The organism is Microcoleus sp. N3A4, assembly GCF_036701805.1.
Classification (GTDB): domain Bacteria; phylum Cyanobacteriota; class Cyanobacteriia; order Cyanobacteriales; family Microcoleaceae; genus Microcoleus.
This window is the reverse complement of sequence record NZ_JAUBRJ010000010.1, coordinates 121,777-139,725: the sequence shown is the minus strand read 5'-3', so window position 1 is coordinate 139,725 and position 17,949 is coordinate 121,777. Positions and strand designations below refer to the sequence as shown.

The 17,949-nt window shown below is 46.5% G+C and carries 14 protein-coding genes; 7 read left to right on the top strand and 7 right to left on the bottom strand.

All coding sequences use genetic code 11. From position 1 onward, the window contains the following. The first annotated feature begins 401 nt into the window (after positions 1-401). The gene (locus QUA56_RS08695; RefSeq protein WP_333355888.1) at positions 402-5,963 is read left to right on the top strand and encodes an SdrD B-like domain-containing protein; all 5,562 of its coding nucleotides are present in this window, start codon (positions 402-404) and stop codon (positions 5,961-5,963) included. A gap of 174 nt (positions 5,964-6,137) precedes the next feature. On the opposite strand, the gene QUA56_RS08690 is transcribed toward QUA56_RS08695, so the two are convergent. The 7 genes from QUA56_RS08690 to QUA56_RS08660 form a co-directional block, all read right to left on the bottom strand. Continuing rightward, on the bottom strand, positions 6,138-6,713 hold the full coding sequence (locus tag QUA56_RS08690; RefSeq protein WP_333355885.1) for a TIGR04376 family protein: 576 nt from the start codon (positions 6,711-6,713) through the stop codon (positions 6,138-6,140). A 165-nt stretch (positions 6,714-6,878) separates the two neighbouring features. Then, entirely contained in the window at positions 6,879-8,096 is a 1,218-nt protein-coding gene (locus tag QUA56_RS08685) for a hypothetical protein (protein ID WP_333355882.1), read from the bottom strand. A gap of 600 nt (positions 8,097-8,696) precedes the next feature. Continuing rightward, on the bottom strand, positions 8,697-9,254 hold the full coding sequence (locus tag QUA56_RS08680) for a hypothetical protein (protein ID WP_333355879.1): 558 nt from the start codon (positions 9,252-9,254) through the stop codon (positions 8,697-8,699). Continuing rightward, on the bottom strand, positions 9,241-10,359 hold the full coding sequence (locus QUA56_RS08675) for an AAA family ATPase (protein ID WP_333355876.1): 1,119 nt from the start codon (positions 10,357-10,359) through the stop codon (positions 9,241-9,243). The genes QUA56_RS08680 and QUA56_RS08675 overlap by 14 nt, the downstream gene beginning before the upstream one ends. 77 nt (positions 10,360-10,436) lie before the next feature. After that, positions 10,437-12,359, bottom strand: coding sequence for an ABC-F family ATP-binding cassette domain-containing protein (locus QUA56_RS08670; protein WP_333355873.1), 1,923 nt, complete (start codon positions 12,357-12,359; stop codon positions 10,437-10,439). A gap of 246 nt (positions 12,360-12,605) precedes the next feature. After that, positions 12,606-13,715 carry a reverse transcriptase domain-containing protein gene (locus QUA56_RS08665; RefSeq protein WP_333355871.1) on the bottom strand — a complete coding sequence of 370 codons (1,110 nt, stop codon included), beginning with the start codon at positions 13,713-13,715 and terminating at the stop codon, positions 12,606-12,608. 238 nt (positions 13,716-13,953) lie between these two features. Next, on the bottom strand, positions 13,954-15,030 hold the full coding sequence (locus tag QUA56_RS08660; RefSeq protein ID WP_333355868.1) for an RNA-binding domain-containing protein: 1,077 nt from the start codon (positions 15,028-15,030) through the stop codon (positions 13,954-13,956). Between the two features lie 55 nt (positions 15,031-15,085). On the opposite strand from QUA56_RS08660, the gene QUA56_RS08655 reads away from it, so the two are divergent. The 6 genes from QUA56_RS08655 to QUA56_RS08630 all read left to right on the top strand — a co-directional run bounded on the left by QUA56_RS08655 (position 15,086) and on the right by QUA56_RS08630 (position 17,660). After that, positions 15,086-15,469 carry a hypothetical protein gene (locus QUA56_RS08655; RefSeq protein ID WP_333355865.1) on the top strand — a complete coding sequence of 128 codons (384 nt, stop codon included), beginning with the start codon at positions 15,086-15,088 and terminating at the stop codon, positions 15,467-15,469. Then, entirely contained in the window at positions 15,447-15,806 is a 360-nt protein-coding gene (locus QUA56_RS08650; RefSeq protein WP_333355862.1) for a DUF5615 family PIN-like protein, read from the top strand. Before QUA56_RS08655 ends, QUA56_RS08650 begins: the two co-directional genes overlap by 23 nt. Before the next feature lie 158 nt (positions 15,807-15,964). Beyond that, positions 15,965-16,084 carry a nucleotidyltransferase domain-containing protein gene (locus tag QUA56_RS08645; RefSeq protein ID WP_333355897.1) on the top strand — a complete coding sequence of 40 codons (120 nt, stop codon included), beginning with the start codon at positions 15,965-15,967 and terminating at the stop codon, positions 16,082-16,084. Next, positions 16,085-16,216: a hypothetical protein gene (locus QUA56_RS08640; protein WP_333355859.1), complete on the top strand. Its 132-nt coding sequence runs from the start codon at positions 16,085-16,087 to the stop codon at positions 16,214-16,216. 192 nt (positions 16,217-16,408) lie between these two features. Beyond that, positions 16,409-17,098, top strand: coding sequence for a TMEM175 family protein (locus QUA56_RS08635; protein ID WP_333355857.1), 690 nt, complete (start codon positions 16,409-16,411; stop codon positions 17,096-17,098). A 73-nt stretch (positions 17,099-17,171) separates the two neighbouring features. Continuing rightward, positions 17,172-17,660, top strand: coding sequence for a cupin domain-containing protein (locus QUA56_RS08630; protein WP_333355854.1), 489 nt, complete (start codon positions 17,172-17,174; stop codon positions 17,658-17,660). Positions 17,661-17,949 lie beyond the last annotated feature (289 nt).

Here is a 17,949-nt window from a genome sequence, read left to right as displayed (position 1 = left end):
AATATATAGTCCAAATAAAAGTCCATGATAATAAATGTAGTGTTTGTTACATTATACACCATAAAGTCAGGAGAGCCATTTGTACTTAGTAAAAAACATCACATTAAGTTGTGTAAATTATATTTATGTTTTTTGAATGATTTCCGGAATCGGGAACAAGCTAGTTGTACCTGAAGTCTGGTTTTTTTAAGTTGAGAATGAAAAAGTGCGATCGAGCAACTTTCCAGCTCCAACAAATTTACAAGAATCACAAAAATAGATAATTGTAAAGCTTTGTCTGTACAACTTTTACTGAGTTGAAGGCTGGTTTTGTGGTAGCCGTATTTGTGGATTGAAGTTGGGGCGATCGTCGCACGGAAACAACATTTTGAAAACCTAATTAGGTGCATGGGGGAACAGTAATGATGAAAAACCTACAAATAGTCTTCGTAGATTCAGCAGTTGAAGATTGGCAGAGTCTGGCCGCAGGAGTTAAACCGGGTACAGAGGTAATTTTAGTCGATCGCACGCGGGACGGCATCGAACAAATTGCCGAAGCACTGCAGAGCCGCAAAGGTATAGAAAGCGTTCACATTATTTCTCACGGGGAATCGGGAAGTTTGCAGCTAGGGCAAACTATCCTAAATTCCGACAATTTAGAAACATATCGCGACAGTTTGAAACGGTGGTTTTCGTCATCTGTAAACTCAATTAAAAATCGATTTGAAATTCTGCTATACGGATGTAACGTAGCAGCAGGTAAAAAAGGAGCAGCTTTTGTACAAAAGTTGAGCAAGTTAACAAAAGCTAATATTGCTGCTTCTGCAGATATTACCGGGAGTGCCCAAAAAGGCGGAAACTGGGTACTTGAATACGCTACTGGAGCGATTAAAACAGGATTGGCGATCGAGCCGGAAGTAATGGCAAATTACGCGCATACTTTGGCGGCGTTTACTGTTTTTAATACCAACGATGCTGGGGCTGGTTCGCTGCGAGATGCGATTACTCAAGCTAATGCCCTTGCTGGGGCGGATATTATTAACTTTGCCATTCCTGGTGCAGGCGTTCAGACGATCGCGCCATTGACTTCTTTGCCAATAATTACCCAGGCCGTAACCATCGATGGCACCACTCAGGCTGGATTTGCAGGCACCCCGCTGATCCAACTCGATGGAACCAATGCGGGGGCTACCACCAACGGCATACTCATTACCGGCAGTGGCAGCACCATTCGGGGACTGGCAATCAATCGCTTTCAGGGTTCTGGAATCTTCATTTTAGGTAATACCGCCACAGGCAACTCTGTACTCGGCAACTACATCGGCACCGATTCCAACGGTACCGCAGACTTGGGCAACGCTGCCAATGGCGTAGTAGTTGACAATGCACCGGGCAACACGATCGGCGGGACTAACCCGGGCGATCGGAATATCATTTCCGGCAACGATGCTTTCGGCGTGTTAATCAATGCCGCAGGTGCCACAGGCAACCGAGTGCTGGGCAACATCATCGGCACCAACGCTGCTGGTACTGCTGCGTTACCCAATACCTTGACAGGCGTGCAAATATCGGGCGGCTCTAACAATATCGTTGGCGGAACCACAGTAGCCGAGCGCAACTTGATTTCTGGCAATGGCAGTGCTGGCGTGTTTATCGATGGTGCCACAGCCACAGGTAACACTGTGCTGGGCAACTTCATCGGCACCGACATCAACGGTACCGCAGACTTGGGCAACGTCGGTTTTGGCGTGGCTATTCAGAATGCGCCCAACAACACGATCGGCGGAAATACTGCAGGTGCGCGCAACATCATTTCCGGCAATAATGCTTTCGGTGTAGTGATTCAAAACTCCCCTGCTACCAGCAACGCTGCCACAGGCAACAGAGTCGTGGGCAACTTCATCGGCACCGATGTCAACGGCACAGCAGACTTGGGCAACACCTTGACTGGCGTGCTGGTACAGGATGCTGCCAGCAACACGATCGGCGGGACTGCTGCGGGCGATCGCAACATCATTTCCGGCAATGACGGTTTCGGCGTGCAAATTCTCAACGCCAATGCCACTCTCAACTCTGTACTCGGCAACTACATCGGCACCAACGCCGCCGGCACTGCTGCCTTGCCAAATATTATTGGCGTCGTTGTAGACAATGCACCCAGCAACACGATCGGCGGTAGTGCCGCAGGCGCTGGCAATATCATTTCCGGCAACAGCAGTCCAAGCGCCGGTTTAGGCGTCCAGATTACAGGCGCCTCTGCAACAGGCAACACTTTGCGTGGCAATTTCATCGGCGTTGCAGCCAACGGTACTAGCCCGTTAGGCAATAGCTCGATCGGAGTACAGATTACCGCTGCTGCAACTAATAATGCGATCGGCGGTACAGCAGCAGGTGAAGGAAATATCATCGCCAACAACGGCAATATCGGCGTAGCTGTTGCCTCCGGCACCGGCAACAGCATCCAAAACAACTCGATCTTTGCTAACGGTGGCCTAGGCATCGACCTCGGCAACAACGGCATCACCGCCAACGATACGGGCGACGCCGACACCGGTGCAAACAACCTCCTAAACACTCCCGTACTCACTACCGCTACCGCCAGTGCTGGCAGCGTCACCGTCGCGGGAACTTACAACAGCACCTCCAATACCAACTTCACCCTGCAATTTTTTGCTAACACCCCCCCCGGCACCCAAGGTCAAACCTTCATCGCTTCTGTCCCGGTAACTACGGACGCCGCTGGCAACGCTGCTTTCAATCAAACTTTCCCAGCAGCCGTCACCGCAGGGCAATTAATCACCGCGACAGCAACAGACGCCGCCGGCAACACCTCGGAATTTTCCGCACAGCCTGTTCCCGTTGTCGTACCGCTGAGTACCATCACCGGGATTAAATTTAACGACATTGACGGCAACGGTACTCAAACTGCCGGAGAACTTGGCGTCCCGGGAGTTACAGTTTTCCTTGACACTGACGGTAACGGCATCCTCGGTGCCGGCGAAACTTCCGCAACTACCGCCGCCAACGGTGGCTTTACTTTCCCCAACTTGGCCGCAGGTACTTACAGCGTCCGGGAAGTTGTACCGGCCAACAGCCAGCTAACAACTCCCAACCCGGTTGCAGTAACGCTGGCAGGAGGTCAAACTACCCCTGCTACAGTTAATTTTGGCAACCAAGCAATACCCGCCGTACTCGGCAGCATCACCGGGATTAAATTTAACGACATTGACGGCAACGGTACTCAAACTGCCGGAGAACTTGGCGTCCCGGGAGTTACAGTTTTCCTTGACACTGACGGTAACGGCATCCTCGGTGCCGGCGAAACTTCCGCAACTACCGCCGCCAACGGCAGCTTTACTTTCCCCAACTTGCCCGCAGGTACTTACAGCGTCCGGGAGGTTGTACCGGCTGGAAGCCAAACAACTACGGTTAACCCGGTTGCAGTGACGCTGGCAGGAGGTCAAACTACTCCTGCTACAGTTAATTTCGGCAACCAAGCAATACCCGCCGTACTCGGCAGCATCACCGGGATTAAATTTAACGACATTGACGGCAACGGCACTCAAGCTGCCGGAGAATTTGGTGTCCCCGGAGTTACGATTTTCCTCGACGCCGACAGCAACGGCATTCTCGGTGCCGGAGAAACTTCGACAACCAGCGATGCTAACGGCAGCTTTACTTTCCCCAACTTGGCCTCGGGCGCTTACAGCGTCCGGGAAGTTTTGCCGGCAAACAGTCAGCCAACAACTCCCAACCCGGTTTCGGTGACTCTGGCAGCCGGTCAAACTACTCCTGCTACAGTTAATTTTGGCAACCAAGCAATACCCGTACCGCTGGGCAGCATCACCGGGATTAAATTTAACGACACCGACGGCAACGGCACTCAAGCTGCCGGAGAACTTGGCGTCTCCGGAGTTACGATTTTCCTCGACACCAATAACAACAGCACTCTAGATACAGGTGAAACTTCCGTTACCACGGGTACTAATCCTAGTGGCAGTTTCACTTTCCCCAACTTGGCCGCAGGCACTTACAACGTCCGGGAAGTTGTACCGGCTGGAAGCCAAACAACTACGGCTAACCCGGTTGCCGTCACACTGACAGCCGGTCAAACTACTCCTGCTACCGTTAATTTCGGCAACCAAGCAATACCTATTCCAACTCCGACTCCGACTCCGACTCCGACTCCCATAATCATTCCCACTCCCACTCCCACTCCCGTGCAACAAGGCAGCATCAGCGGTCTTAAATTCAACGACGGCAACGGCAACGGTACTCAGGATGCGGGGGAAACCGGTATTTCTGGATGGCAAATTTTCCTCGACGCTAACGGCAACAACTCTTTAGATTCCGGGGAAACTGCTGTTAACACTGACAATTCTGGCAATTACAGCTTCAACAACCTCAATCCTGGCACTTACAACGTGCGGGAAGTGCAGCAGAATGGTTGGACGCAAACGACTACTAATCCCGCGCCGATTAATCTCGGCAGTGGCGAAAGTCGTAGTGGAATTAATTTCGGCAATTTCCAAAATATTAGCATCTCTGGCAGCAAGTTTAATGACCTCAACAACAACGGGGTTTTGGACACTCAAGAACCGCTGTTGCCGAACTGGCAAATATTCCTAGATGCTAACAGTAACGGCAGTTTTGATACTGGAGAAGTTAATACTTCAACTGATAGTTTGGGCGGCTACAGTTTCGCTAATTTAGGGCCGGGAACTTATCAAGTTCGGGAAGTTAATCAACCGGGTTGGACGCAAACTACTGCCAATCCTGCTGATATTTTTGCTGTCAGCGGCACTAATGTTGACAATATTAACTTTGGCAATTCCTTCGCCCAAGTGCAACCGCCACCTCAAGAAGGACAAGATGCTGACTGCTTTTGTTCGCAAATTGTTTTGCCCAGCATTGCCAGTGTTCGCGGCCCGAGTTCTGTCACTAATACCCGCAACGGTACTAACGGCAGCGACACTATTCTCGGCAGCAATAACGATGACGAAATCAACGGCTTAGACGGCGACGATTTGTTGGCCGGGTTGCGGGGCAATGACAATATTTACGGGGGACTTAACAGTGCTTTCCCGGTTGGCCCAGATATAGACAGTGACTTGCTGTTTGGCAATGAGGATAATGATTACCTCAATGGGGGTGCTGGAGATGATTTAATCTTTGCGGGCAAGAACGACGATGTTGTTTACGGCGGTAAAGATGACGACATTATTTTTGGCGACCAAGAGAGCGATACTTTAATTGGCGACCAGGGTAACGATATTATCTACGGGGGAACTATTAACCCCTTCGACCCGGATTTGACTGGCAATGATTTGGTCTTCGGTTTGGCGGGCGATGACTTCCTCAGCGGGGAGAAAAATCAAGATACGATCGCAGGCGGTGACGGTAATGATACAGTGCGTGCCGGCAAGGGCGATGACTTAGTTTTCGGCGAATTGGGCAGCAACCTGCTGTTTGGCGATGAAGGCAGCGATACTATCTGCGGCGGCGAGGGGGAAGATACAGTGTACGGGGATATTGGCAGCCCTCTCCCCGTCGGTTCTGCGGGCGGAAAAGACGAAATCTGCGGCGGTTCGGGCAACGATTTGCTGTTTGGTAATGAAGGTCAGGATACCGTTAACGGCGATGTTGGGAACGATAGTCTTTACGGCGGCAAGGATGAGGATAGTTTGCTCGGCAGTGCTGGGGATGATTGGCTGTTTGGAGATGGGGGGAACGATACTCTGATTGGAGGCACTGGAAACGATCGATTTATGTTGGGTATTGACCTCGGCAGCGAGACTGTTTTAGACTTTCAATACGGCCTCGATTCGATCGGCTTAATTGGCGGTCTGAATTTCTCGCAACTGAGCATTGTTGCGGAAAATAGTTCTACTCTGATCCGAGTTACCGATTCCGGTCAACTTTTGGCAACTCTCAACAATGTGCCTGCAAGCGTGATTACTGCCACAGATTTTGCTCTCTTGTAGTGCGATGCGAACCGATTAATTAGCATCACATATTGTAGGGGCAATCGATGAATTGTCCCTACAATATGTGATGATTCGATTAACAAATAACCAACAGCCAACAGCCAACAGCCAACAGTCAACAGTCAACAGTCAACAGTCAACAGCCATGTATTAGTGCAACCGGAATTTATATTACTTCCCTATATTTCGCTTCATTCGATCGAGTTCTTCGTCTGCTTCCCAGCGTTGAAACTTTTCTTCTAAAGGATCTGCGGCATTAAAACTGTTATAATTTGAACTCTGATTCCAACCCTTTGTATCCCAATTTGGCTCTGTTTTAGCGGTAGTGCGAGTTGCAGCTTCGGCTGCTTTTGCTCGGACTTCTTTTCTCCTCACTTGAATTTGGCGGTACAGTTCTTTTGCTTTTTCAATCCGTTCTTTGCAGCCTTGCATTTGCCCCCAGCGCTGATTTCCCTGACGCAGCAAAGCTGCTTGCCGCTCTTGGGCGGCTTGAGCTAAATCGAGCCTTTGAGCGGCTTTAGCTTTGTTGGCTCGATCGTTCCAGCGCTGAATTTCTTGGGCTGCGGAGAGAATTTCTGCTTGGAGTTTTTTCTCTTGTTTTTGGATATCGAGAATCAGCCGCAGAGTGTCTTCTTCTTGTTCCTTCAGTTGTTCTTCTATTGCCTGCAATTCCAGATGGGGATTGCTGCGTAAAAATTCTTCTAATCTGGTTTCTAGAAAGCGGCTGAAATCGTCAAATAAGCCCATTTGTTATTAGTCCTATGTTATTGGTTATTGGTTATTTGTTATTGGTTATTTGTTATTTGTTGTTAGTTGTTAGTTTTTCGCAGTTGAGATTCCCCAGTGATTAATTTATTAGCTACTAACAACTGACAACTGACAACTGACAACTAACAACTAACAACTGACTAATTAAAATTTCTGCCCGACAAAAACCGATCGCACATCTCCTCCCTTGCGGATAACTGCTTCTTGATTTTTGATTTCTGCCAGCGTCCAACCGCTGGCGCCGATGCTTTCGCCCACATAAATTCTGCGGGCTACGCCGTCTACTTCAAACAAAGCGGCCGATCGATCGCCCAACTCCAAAATCCCCACCAGCGTGTGCGCGGAAGTCGGGGCGCTGCTGAGGGCCGGTGCTGGTTGCTGGGCCGCTGGTGCTGCTTCCTGGGCCGCGGGCGCTGGTACCGATTCGGTTTCGCGAGCCAAAATCTTCGGCTGGGGAGAATCCGAGGGGGAAGGGGAAGCGGCGAGGGGACTTCGAGTGCCGGCGGCTGCGATCGCGCGACCGGATGCTGGAGCCGCCTGCGAGGGGGAAGCTGCGGCGGTTTGAGGAGCAGCCGGAGCCGCAGCTACCGGAGCAGCCGGAGCCACAGTCACCTGAGCGGGGGGAGGGATGACTACGACTTGGGGTGCAGGTGCTCCCGGCTGCGCGCCGGCTTGTTCTAGGGCATCAGCGATGCGGTTGACTGCTGTCGAAAGACCTGCGGTTGCGGGCGGCGCGCCGGAAATTGAAATGCTCGGCAGCGTCCCAGGGGTGGCGACTCCCGGAACTCCTGCAAGTTGCGGGTTGGGCTGGGGTGCTTTTTTTTGTTCGATCGCTTCTAGCGAGCGCTGCACGTATTCGACAAACGGGGTGTCTGGTGCTGTTTTGCCGCTTGCTACGGGCGTCTCTGGTGCCGGGGCGGCGGGCAAGCGCACCAGTCCCGACCTGCTTGCGAGCCACAACCCCATGACTAGCAGCAGCGACCCAAATGCTGCTCCGAGCAGGATTCTGTCGAATGATTGTTTGGACTGCTGTTTTTTGGCTGTTTCTAGGGCGACTTGGCGGGCGATCGCTTCTACATCTTTTTCGGCTGGCTGCGGCTGGGGCGCCAACTGCGACAAAACTATTTGAGGTACCGAGATCGACTTGAGCGCCACGAATTCTGGCTGCACGGGCTCGGATGGCAGTCCGCTGCTACCGTCGAATGCTCGATCGACTCCTTCAAACAGTTCGTCCATCAACCTATCGGCGTAGGACTCTACGGCCACTGCTTCGGCTGGCACTGTTTCGACTGTCGCAACCACGGCGATCGGATCTGACGCTGATTCCAAAGACATCTGTTCGGCGATTACTTTTTGAGGCATAGTTTTCTGTTTGCTCCCGCTCCTCGACAACCCTGAGATTCTCAACTTCAGACTTCTACAGGATACTTGTGATGTTGACCAATTCTTGGCTCAGAACAGGTCAATTGTATCTCACCCATCACCATATTTTTAGTCCTCGGCCAACTTATCTTTGCCCGATCGACTTTTGTTTTACCTGTTTTCCGCTTTTTCGGCTGCCAGTCTTACTTGCTTACCCTGACTTTTACTGCACATTCTACTGCTTTTGTCAACCCCACCCTCCGGGGGCTTCGCAGTTTTTGACACACAACTTTATACTAATTCTCAAAACTCATGCAACAGTATCGCTCCGGGTGCGTCGCCACCCTTAAATCTTAAAAATATCCACAATCTTTGAGCGACGCACCTTACACAATATTTCAGCAAACAAACCCACACTCATCATTGTTGCTTTCTGGAGGCGAGAATTGGTATTACTTGAGGCTCTCGCAAAAAAGCGGGTTTTTTGCCGCTGTTTCCGCTTGTATTGCAGGCTTGAAAAGGATTTCAGACTTTTAACCGTCTTAAGTTTCTTGGTCAGTTTGCTTGAGAGTAATCACAAGCTCCAGATTTTCTCATAACTCATGGCTGCAACAGTGGTAACAACCGCTGTAATTCCTCACAAGCTGCCTGAAGCGATCGCGGCGCATCTTCTGGTAAGCTCTGAGAATAACATCGATCGGCTAAATCCTCAACAGCGGTTTTGCAAACAGCCTCATTTTTCTCAAATTTTGCATAAACAGCCTCCTCATTCACAGTTTCTCCCTGCAAATAGTGTATCCAAGTCTCAATATTGCGCTTGGGAACAAAAATCGCGATCGCCTCATTCGGTTCCCTATTTTCCTGCTCATGTTCATCAAGCACACTAGCTAACCAATTAAGTCTTGCTGCCAGCGTACCCGTATCTGCATCAATTAACACAACTAATCCAATCGCCACCCGGTTTTTATTCTGGCGATAAGCTTTCACTTCCACCGGATACTGCTTGCGTACATAGTCTGATCCACATTCGCTACCTTCCGGACAAATATTAGCTCTAAATAGACCTGTAAAACCTCGCTTTTTTAGGAAATAACGCGCAAAAACCTCCTGCTGTCTGTCCTCGCAGAGAATGACAATCTGAACTCTACGCTGGCTCATGCAACCACCCCCGTGCAATTAGTTCAGAAACTGTCAAGCCAGAATTGTCAGCTACTTCATTGCTAATTCGTTTGACTCGAACAGCAGCATTGCTTTGACGCTCAAACCAATAGCCAATCGGTGAAGCTAAAAGATAGTTAATTAACTCAGGATGGTGAGAAATTAGTAATGCTTGAACTTTTCCCTCGCTACAAAGGTCATAAAGCTCGATTAGCCAGGGTTGAATTTCTGGCAATGCTAAAAAGTTTTCCGGTTCATCAATCCACAAGGTATAGTCTTCAGATATTGTACCGTAAATCAGCGCGTATAAAGCAACTAATGTTTTTTGTCCGTCCGACAATTCTCCTAGACGATATTCAATTGGCTTGCTGTTATCTGTTTCTCCTGAAAACCGCAGTTTTAATACCAAATTATCTTCGCTTACTCGCTCAAACTTAAAATTTGTGAATCCATCCAAAACATCTCTTAAAATATTTCCAATTTCAGCAATTTTACCTTGGTCTTCAGATAAGTAGCGATACCAAGAAACAAAATTTTCCATATTAGGAGTCAAACGCATTTGTTCTTGGCTACTTTCATCAACCATCAAGCTAGGAACAACTTGCACGATGATAAATCGCGCCATCCGTTCTCTAAACCAAGTTAACTTCGTGTTGTCGTTTCTTGGCATTAATGAAGGTAGCATAGATTGCGACCAGTCAAACTGGTATTGCGGCCCTTCTGAATGATTGTCTCGATAGAGTTGAACTTCGCCTAAGTCAAATTTTAGTAAAGGCTTGTTATCAAAAAACAGACGCTCGTACCCAACACGACATTTATCTCGATTGTACTCAATTCCTAATTGATATGTGTAGGAGCCGCCATTACCGAGAATTTCTAGCTCGAAACGCTGAATTTGTAAAGTTTGCCAGCGGGTGAAGTCCGCAGGTTTGAAAATTCCTTCTACCTTACTTTCGCCGCTGACCAATGCTTGGATTTTCTGCAACACCTCAAAAACTGTTGATTTACCCGAGCCGTTAGAACCCAGAAATAGATTAATTGCATCAAAGTCAAGTTCAAAGTTTACCAGACAGCGAAAATTGTCAATATATATTCGTTTCAGCATGGTATTTTTTCAGCCATAATTCCTCTAGCTCCTGTCATTACTAACAGGAGCTAAACACAACACTCGGACAACCCAAATTAACCCACCCGTTCCGCCAATTCCAACCAGCGCTCAGTCGCCCGATCGATCTGCTGCGTCAACTGAGCCAAACGATCCGATAACTTCTTCACCTCCGCAAACCCGCTCGGAGCATTGTGAGACAAAATCTTCTCAATGTCTTCTTTTTCAGCTTCCATTTTCGGAATTTGACTTTCTAATTGTTCGTATTCCCGCTTCTCATTGAAGGAAACTTTGGTAGGCTTTGAATTGGCAGATTTGGGTTTTGAATTGTTAGATTCAACGGTGCGTGTAAGTTTTTCTTTTTCTTTTTGCCCTTTGATTTCCTTGGCTTCTTCCGCTTTCTTGTAGTCTAAATACACCGAATAATTGCCGGGATACAAGCGCAAATTGCCGCCCGGTTCCAAGGCGAAAACCATGTCAATTGTGCGATCGAGAAAATAGCGATCGTGGGACACCACAATCACGCAGCCGTTAAAATCTTCGAGATAATCCTCCAAAACCGCCAAAGTCTGCACGTCCAAGTCGTTTGTCGGTTCGTCCAAAATCAGCACGTTTGGCGCACTCATCAGCACTTTCAACAGAAATAACCGGCGCTTTTCCCCGCCAGAAAGTTTGTTAATCGGTGCATACTGTTGGTTCGGTGGAAACAGAAACTTTTCCAACATTTGAGAAGCGGTAATGATTTCCCCATCCGCCGTTTGCACCAATTCCGCGACACTTTTCAAGTATTCAATAACTCGCTGGTCTTCGTTCGGCGTCAAATCCTCTGAATGCTGGTCAAAATAACCGATATGAATGGTTGTCCCAATTTCAACAGTACCCGAATCCGGTTGAATTCGTCCGGTGATGATATCCATCAGCGTCGATTTTCCGGCACCGTTGCTACCAATAATTCCAATCCGGTCTTCGGGAGTGAAATTGTAGGTAAAATCTTTAATTAAAGTGCGATCGCCGTAAGCTTTATTAATATGCAGTAACTCAATTACCTTCTTACCAATCCGGCGGCCCGCTGTGGCAATTTCGACTTTGCCGTTGGCTGTTTTGAATTCCTCTGCTCGCATATCTTTAATGCGATCGATCCGGGCTTTTTGCTTCGTACTGCGCGCCTTCGGCCCCTTCTTCAGCCATTCCAACTCGCGCCGCAATACTCCCGAGAATTTGCGCTGAGTGCTGGCGGCGGATTCTTCAGCTAGGGCTTTTTTCTCCAAGTAATAAGCGTAATTGCCAGCATAATTGTAAAGGTCGCCGCGATCGATTTCCAGGATGCGATTGGTAACGCGATCGAGAAAATAGCGATCGTGCGTAATCAGCAGCAAAGCACCGCGATAGCCGTTCAAATAGTTCTGCAACCACTCCACAGACAGCGCATCCAAATGGTTTGTCGGTTCATCCATCAACAACACGTCAGGTTCCGATAAAAGCGCCGTTGCTAACGCAATTCGCTTGCGGTAGCCGCCGGACAAATCGGCAATTTTCGCATCAAAATCCTCAATCCCCAACTTGGTCAAAATCAATTTCGCCTTGGTTTCCAAATCCCACGCATCCACCTCATCAATGCGTTCAGACACCGCAGATAGCCGCGCCATCAACTTGTCTGTATCGCCTTTGCCGTGGGACAATTGATCGGAAATTTCCTCGTATTCGCGCACCAAAGCCATTTGTTCGCCGCTGTCAGCAAATACTTGCTCTAAGACAGTGTGATTTTCGTCTAAATCCGGCTGTTGGGGCAGATAAACAATTGTAGCGCCTGGATTGACCCAGCGATCGCCAGAGTCGATCGACTCCATACCGGCAATCATTTTCAGCAGGGTGGATTTCCCGGAACCGTTGGTGCCGATGAGTCCGACTTTATCGCCTTCATCGAGGCTGAAACTGGCATCTGTCAAGAGTTCCTTGATGCCGAAGTCTTTTTTGATCGATCGCAGAGTAAAAATAGTCATGAGTATAGAAAGTCATTTACCTAACTTAGTTTAGCGCTGACCTTCCCACTCCGGCACAAACCCGATTATTTAGATCCGGCACAAACCTGATTATTTAGAAAATCTCTAAACAAACTTTATTCTGTTACAGCATAGCAATTGCCGATCAATTTGTGTAGATCGCGATCGGCATGAGGATACTTGTCATCCAGCGTCAAGGGCAGATACACCACACGCAATTTCAATTGTTGGGTCGTATTTAAGAAGTTATGGTGGATCTTCAGTCTCTGTAAGTTTTTGATTATCTGCTTCTTTTTTTATGATATCGTTGAACTTACTCAGAAGCTTCTGATACAGGTTGTCATCTCTGCCTCTAACACTACCTACAAACTCTATTTTCCCACGTACAGAGTCTAAGAAACGCGCTAGCTCCTTTTCGGGCAAAGTCACTTTCTTGGCATATTTTGATTCATATGTTTCTGTAGCTGCCTGTAGTCCATACTTTTCCCAGGCATGAAGAGCACCGTCAATATTACGGACGTATTTACGACTTACATTAACATTTTGATTGACAATTAGACCTGTAACTTCCTGCCTTTGTGTTTTGTTGTAAGATAGCCTCACTTTTGCCTCGTTAATTCTAAACCCATTTCTCTCTATTATCGATCGCAATTCATCTCCTAAAACAACCTTAGAATAACCTTTTTCATAAGAGGAAACTAATGAAACTGGTAGTTCCTTCCTATTGCTAGATAAAGTAATGTCATCTGCATATCGTGTATGAAATAACCCATGCTCTCTGGAAAATCTTTGTAATTCGCTATCCATTTTTGCACAAATAAGATTTGAGACTATTGGTGAAGTTGGTGCTCCTTGTGGTAGTCGATCCTCGAAACAGCATATCTGAGCTAATATAGTCGCGACTTTCTCGTCTAGTTCATAGGGTTTTCCCATGAACAATCCCCTAACTCGACCAAAGTTAATAGATCCAAAGAAATCCTTAATATCCAGGTTGAGAATGAACTTTTTTCCGACGTGAGCTTTAGCGTTAGTAATAATGCTACGCGAAGTCGCAAATCCGTGAACAGAAGGTCTTGGTCGATAGACAGCATATAAAACTTGGCTCAGCTTTCTTTGAACTATTCCTAACGAACCATTAGGGGAATGAATAGTTCTATAACCTCTAGATTTCTTGGGAACCTGAAATTTTGTGTACCGAGAATCGTGAGGAGTTCGGTAAATATAGTATATAAGATATTCATAGGGAACTCTCAATAGTTGAGCAACATCATAAGGTGATTTAAGCTCTTTGAACTTTTGGGAAAGTTCTTCGCAACTCTCGTATAAAAATGGAGGAACATAAGTCTTATTTTTCATAACTATCTGCTCAGACTCTTAAAATGAAGTACCTACTCTCTGAGCATTCACGCTTTTTGCATACGCAGCGCACACTGACACTGTTCAGTACCAGGAGCGTAAAGCTAAGTTGAGAGTCCTCCGTCGCAGTATCGCTCACGGAAATAAATACCCATTAAGTAGGTACTAAAGTAATTATACCACGATTTTATAAATTTCTCAATCTTATTAAAAGTCTTATGGTACTTTATAGATATTATTAATTCGTATTACCTCTTTTAAAAGCCTGATATGTTTTTTTCTTTTCATATTTTGCCAGTCTATAATTTGGGTTTTTTGAGAGTGCATAATTAAGAAATTTAATAGATTCACTATATTGGCATTTATGCCTTAAGATAACGCCAATTTGAGTAATTATAGTATAATCATCCGGCTTCATTTTAAGCAAATTTTGATAAAATAAAAGAGCTTCATCCCATCTGTCTAGCTCCTGAAGCATCAATCCTTTGTTGTTTAAAATAGAAAAGTCGTTGATATTGGATTTAAGTGCCTCATTGAGGATAGATAACGCGCCTTCTAGATCACCTATACTCTGATAAGCCGTGGCACATTCTATCCTTCTTTTTGGGCTTTTAGGATCTAGTTCAAGCAATTTCCGGAAAAATCGAGCCATATTATCAACATCACCCATATCTGTTGCAACTTCAGCTCTCTTGCTTAAAAGGTCACGATTATTAGGTTCTTTTTCTAGTCTTCTATCAAGTGCGTCAGCTTTTTTCCGCAAATTTATCTGTATGCGTCTCTCCATTTCTTTGGCAATTTCTTGGCTGTTCAGTTTCATACAGGTCGATCCTTTCTTCAGGTACACACTTCCCCCTGAAGTTCTATAGAGACCGAGAGCTTTTTTATCTTCCGTCTTGACAACGTGTATTTGCACAATACACAAGTCTTCTATACGCTTCCGCTCCGAATTGAAAACATCATGAACATTCACATCATAATAGTGATGAGGAATAGCCGGATCAGTCCTTCTTAACTTATCAGGAATACTTCTACTAATCTCGTCTCTCTCATTTCGATTAAGAGTGACCCCCTGAATGATCCCGGAGTCATCTATGCCCAAATAGAGATATCCCTCTATTTGGGCATTCAGGAATCCAAGCACATACTCTTCAGCATGGTTGAGAATCGTATTGACTGGTCGCTTTGAAGTTATCTCCTTAAACTCAAAAGAATCTCCTTCTTCTTGATGAAAAGTTTCTCCTTGCACAAAGTTAATCGGCTGTGTCATATGTATTGGCATAAACTCTAGTTTCAATATTACAGCAATTTGCAATTTTGTTCGCAATCTACTATAATTCAAATACCAACCTTTGTTGGAGTATTTTTTTATGTCCTTGCAAGAGCTTAAAGAAAAAGCCAGCCAACTATCAGTCAGCGATCGCCTTGCCCTGCTAAGTGCGATCGTTCAATCCCTGCAAAGTACACCACAAATCGAGAATTGGCAATATTTAATTGCACGTCCTCATCCTTGGCGCAAACAACTTTACATTAAGGGACGTAAATTACTGGCATCGACTATTTGGCGAGACATGACTGCTAATGAGATGTCACCCGAACAAGCTGCCGAAAATTGGGATTTACCCCTGTCTGCTATCTATGAGGCGATTCATTACTGTCAGAAACATCAAGAAATTTTAAAATTAGAAGCAGACGAGGAACGCTATCGATTGGAAGTAAAAGGAGTCCAAGTTGAGCCTGCGAATGCTGCTTGACGAAGATTCTCAAGCAAAGTATTTAGTCAATCTTCTTCAGGCAGCCGGTCACGATGTAGCCACAGTCAATACATTGGATTTAATGAATCATCCAGATTCAGTCGTGCTAGACGCTGCCAGAGAAAATGAGAGAGTGCTGCTTACACGCAATTGTGATGACTTTCAGCAATTGCATCAAGCGAACCCAGAACATTCAGGAATTTTGGCAGTTTATCAAGATTCTGAGGCTTCTAAAAATATGAGTTATCAGGCGATTGTGAAGGCAATTGATAATTTAGAGGCGGCAGAATATGACCTCAATAATCAGTTTTTGGTTCTCAATCAATGGAATTATTAACGAGAAATTTATGTAAAGATGCAAAATATAAGTCTCATTGTTAGCTGCTATTATACACTTTTGTCGAAATCTAGTTTCTGCTAGACAAAGGAGGCTGAATAAAAACCGCGATCGCCCTGCCAATTGAACAAATCACCAAATTCTGCCAACAGTGGCAAATAATCGAACTCTCCCTCTTTGGTTCTGTCCTTCACGACAACTTTCATGCAGACAGCGACATCGATATCCTAGTTGCTTTTGCCCCCACGGCCGACTGGAGTTTACTCGATCGCGCCTAAATGCAGGAAGAACTCGAAGCACTGCTAAGTAGACGAGTCGATCTAATCAGTAAACGGGCGATCGATCGCAGTTCCAACTGGATTCGCCGTCAAGAAATTGTCTCTACGGCTCAAACTATTTATCTCAAATAACCGCGATCGCGCTTCCTTAATCGATCGCTCTTTTTATTTCAACAACTGCTTCTCCCGTTTTACCCGTTGCGCGATCGGGTATTGATAAGAAGTCGTGCCGATCGACTGCTTAAACAGATCGGCGAAAAGTCCGTTAAGGTTATCTGTTTTCAGCCGAGATTAAGCAAGCAAAATGGTTGGCTTTGTGGCTAAGTGCAAGCGATCGCCGATCGGCGGATCGCACATCACTGCAACCGACCTTATGCTAAATTATTGTTGGAATTACAAGCGATCGCCAGCGCAAGCAGAAAAGGAGGATATACAAAAATGGGTAAAGGCAGGTTAGAAGCGTTCAGCGACGGTGTAATCGCCATCCTCATCACCATTATGGTGCTGGAATTGAAAGTGCCCCATGAAGCTGATTTAGCTGCGCTGCGTCCGCTAGTTCCAGTATTTCTGAGCTATGTACTCAGTTTTATTTATCTTGGTATCTACTGGAACAACCACCATCACTTGTTACAAGCGGCTCGGCACGTCAATGGTAATGTTTTGTGGGCTAATCTGCATCTGCTGTTCTGGTTGTCACTGATTCCCTTTGTCACTGCCTGGACAGGCGAGAACCACTTCGCCGCGTGGCCAGTTGCGCTTTATGGCACTGTGCTGTTGTTGGCTGCGATCGCTTACTTCATTCTTACTCGTGTCCTTATTTCTCACCACGGTAAAGATTCCACTCTGGCAATCGCACTTGGGCGAGACTTTAAGGGTAAAGTATCAGTAGTGATTTATGCCGCAGCAATCCTGCTTTCCTTTGTGAACTCGTGGTTTGCCTTCATGCTATATGTTTTAGTTGCAATAATGTGGCTTATCCCCGATCGGCGTATTGAGAAGATACTGACTTCGTGAAGAATGTTCCAGGAAAAGCCATCGCCAGCCAGCTAACACTTTGCTTTACCAATTACCAATTAACAATTAACAAATGACTATTCATCAAAACGGACTTTTTGTTGAACCCGGTCAAGGTCGTTCTTACTACCTTGGTCAAGACCTCTATACCTTCAAAGCAATTGGTGAAGAGACAGGTCAAGCCTATGCGCTTTGTGAAGTAATTGTTGCACCTCAAGGCGGTTCCCCGACCCATCGGCACCACCTAGAAGATGAATCATTTTATGTTCAAGACGGAGAGATTGAATTTCAGCTTGACGATCGTACTTTCGTGGCGACGGCTGGAACATTCCTTCATTCACCGAAAGGGCAGCTTCACCGATTTACAAATACTACCGCTACACCGGCTAAGATGATGGTTTGGGTCACTCCTGCTGGCTTTGAGAAATTTATTGCGGAAGTTGGAAAGGCAGTAAATGGTCAGATTACCCTTGGAGCATCCTTGACTCCTGAAGACCTGAACAAAATTCTTACCGCTGCTCCCAAGTACGGTATCGAGATCGTACCTCCACCATCCGAGTAACGATCGTCCGATCTCTTACCGTAAAAAAAACCACAGAAGTAAATAGATAGCTCATAAGAAGTCATTTGAGCTAACTGTTTTGGCAGCTTACGGGCATGACCCGGAGAGCCGGATCGAGCGAATTGAGCGAGTTTGGCTTTACAAGTTTAAAGCTTTACATGGATTTCTGGTAAATTAATAACTCCATTGATTGAGAACAACAAACTGATTCTTGAGGTCATATTCTGTTGTCTGTGGCTGCTGCACCCACTTTAATACGGCAATATGCATAATCGATCAACCTTTAGTA

Bases quoted from the DNA above. Each gene is read 5' to 3' on its own strand.
- QUA56_RS08695 (WP_333355888.1), top strand. From the start codon at position 402: ATGATGAAAAACCTACAAATAGTCTTCGTAGATTCAGCAGTTGAAGAT.
- QUA56_RS08690 (WP_333355885.1), bottom strand. From the start codon at position 6,713: ATGGGCTTATTTGACGATTTCAGCCGCTTTCTAGAAACCAGATTAGAA.
- QUA56_RS08685 (WP_333355882.1), bottom strand. From the start codon at position 8,096: ATGCCTCAAAAAGTAATCGCCGAACAGATGTCTTTGGAATCAGCGTCA.
- QUA56_RS08680 (WP_333355879.1), bottom strand. From the start codon at position 9,254: ATGAGCCAGCGTAGAGTTCAGATTGTCATTCTCTGCGAGGACAGACAG.
- QUA56_RS08675 (WP_333355876.1), bottom strand. From the start codon at position 10,359: ATGCTGAAACGAATATATATTGACAATTTTCGCTGTCTGGTAAACTTT.
- QUA56_RS08670 (WP_333355873.1), bottom strand. From the start codon at position 12,359: ATGACTATTTTTACTCTGCGATCGATCAAAAAAGACTTCGGCATCAAG.
- QUA56_RS08665 (WP_333355871.1), bottom strand. From the start codon at position 13,715: ATGAAAAATAAGACTTATGTTCCTCCATTTTTATACGAGAGTTGCGAA.
- QUA56_RS08655 (WP_333355865.1), top strand. From the start codon at position 15,086: ATGTCCTTGCAAGAGCTTAAAGAAAAAGCCAGCCAACTATCAGTCAGC.
- QUA56_RS08640 (WP_333355859.1), top strand. From the start codon at position 16,085: ATGCAGGAAGAACTCGAAGCACTGCTAAGTAGACGAGTCGATCTAATC.
- QUA56_RS08630 (WP_333355854.1), top strand. From the start codon at position 17,172: ATGACTATTCATCAAAACGGACTTTTTGTTGAACCCGGTCAAGGTCGT.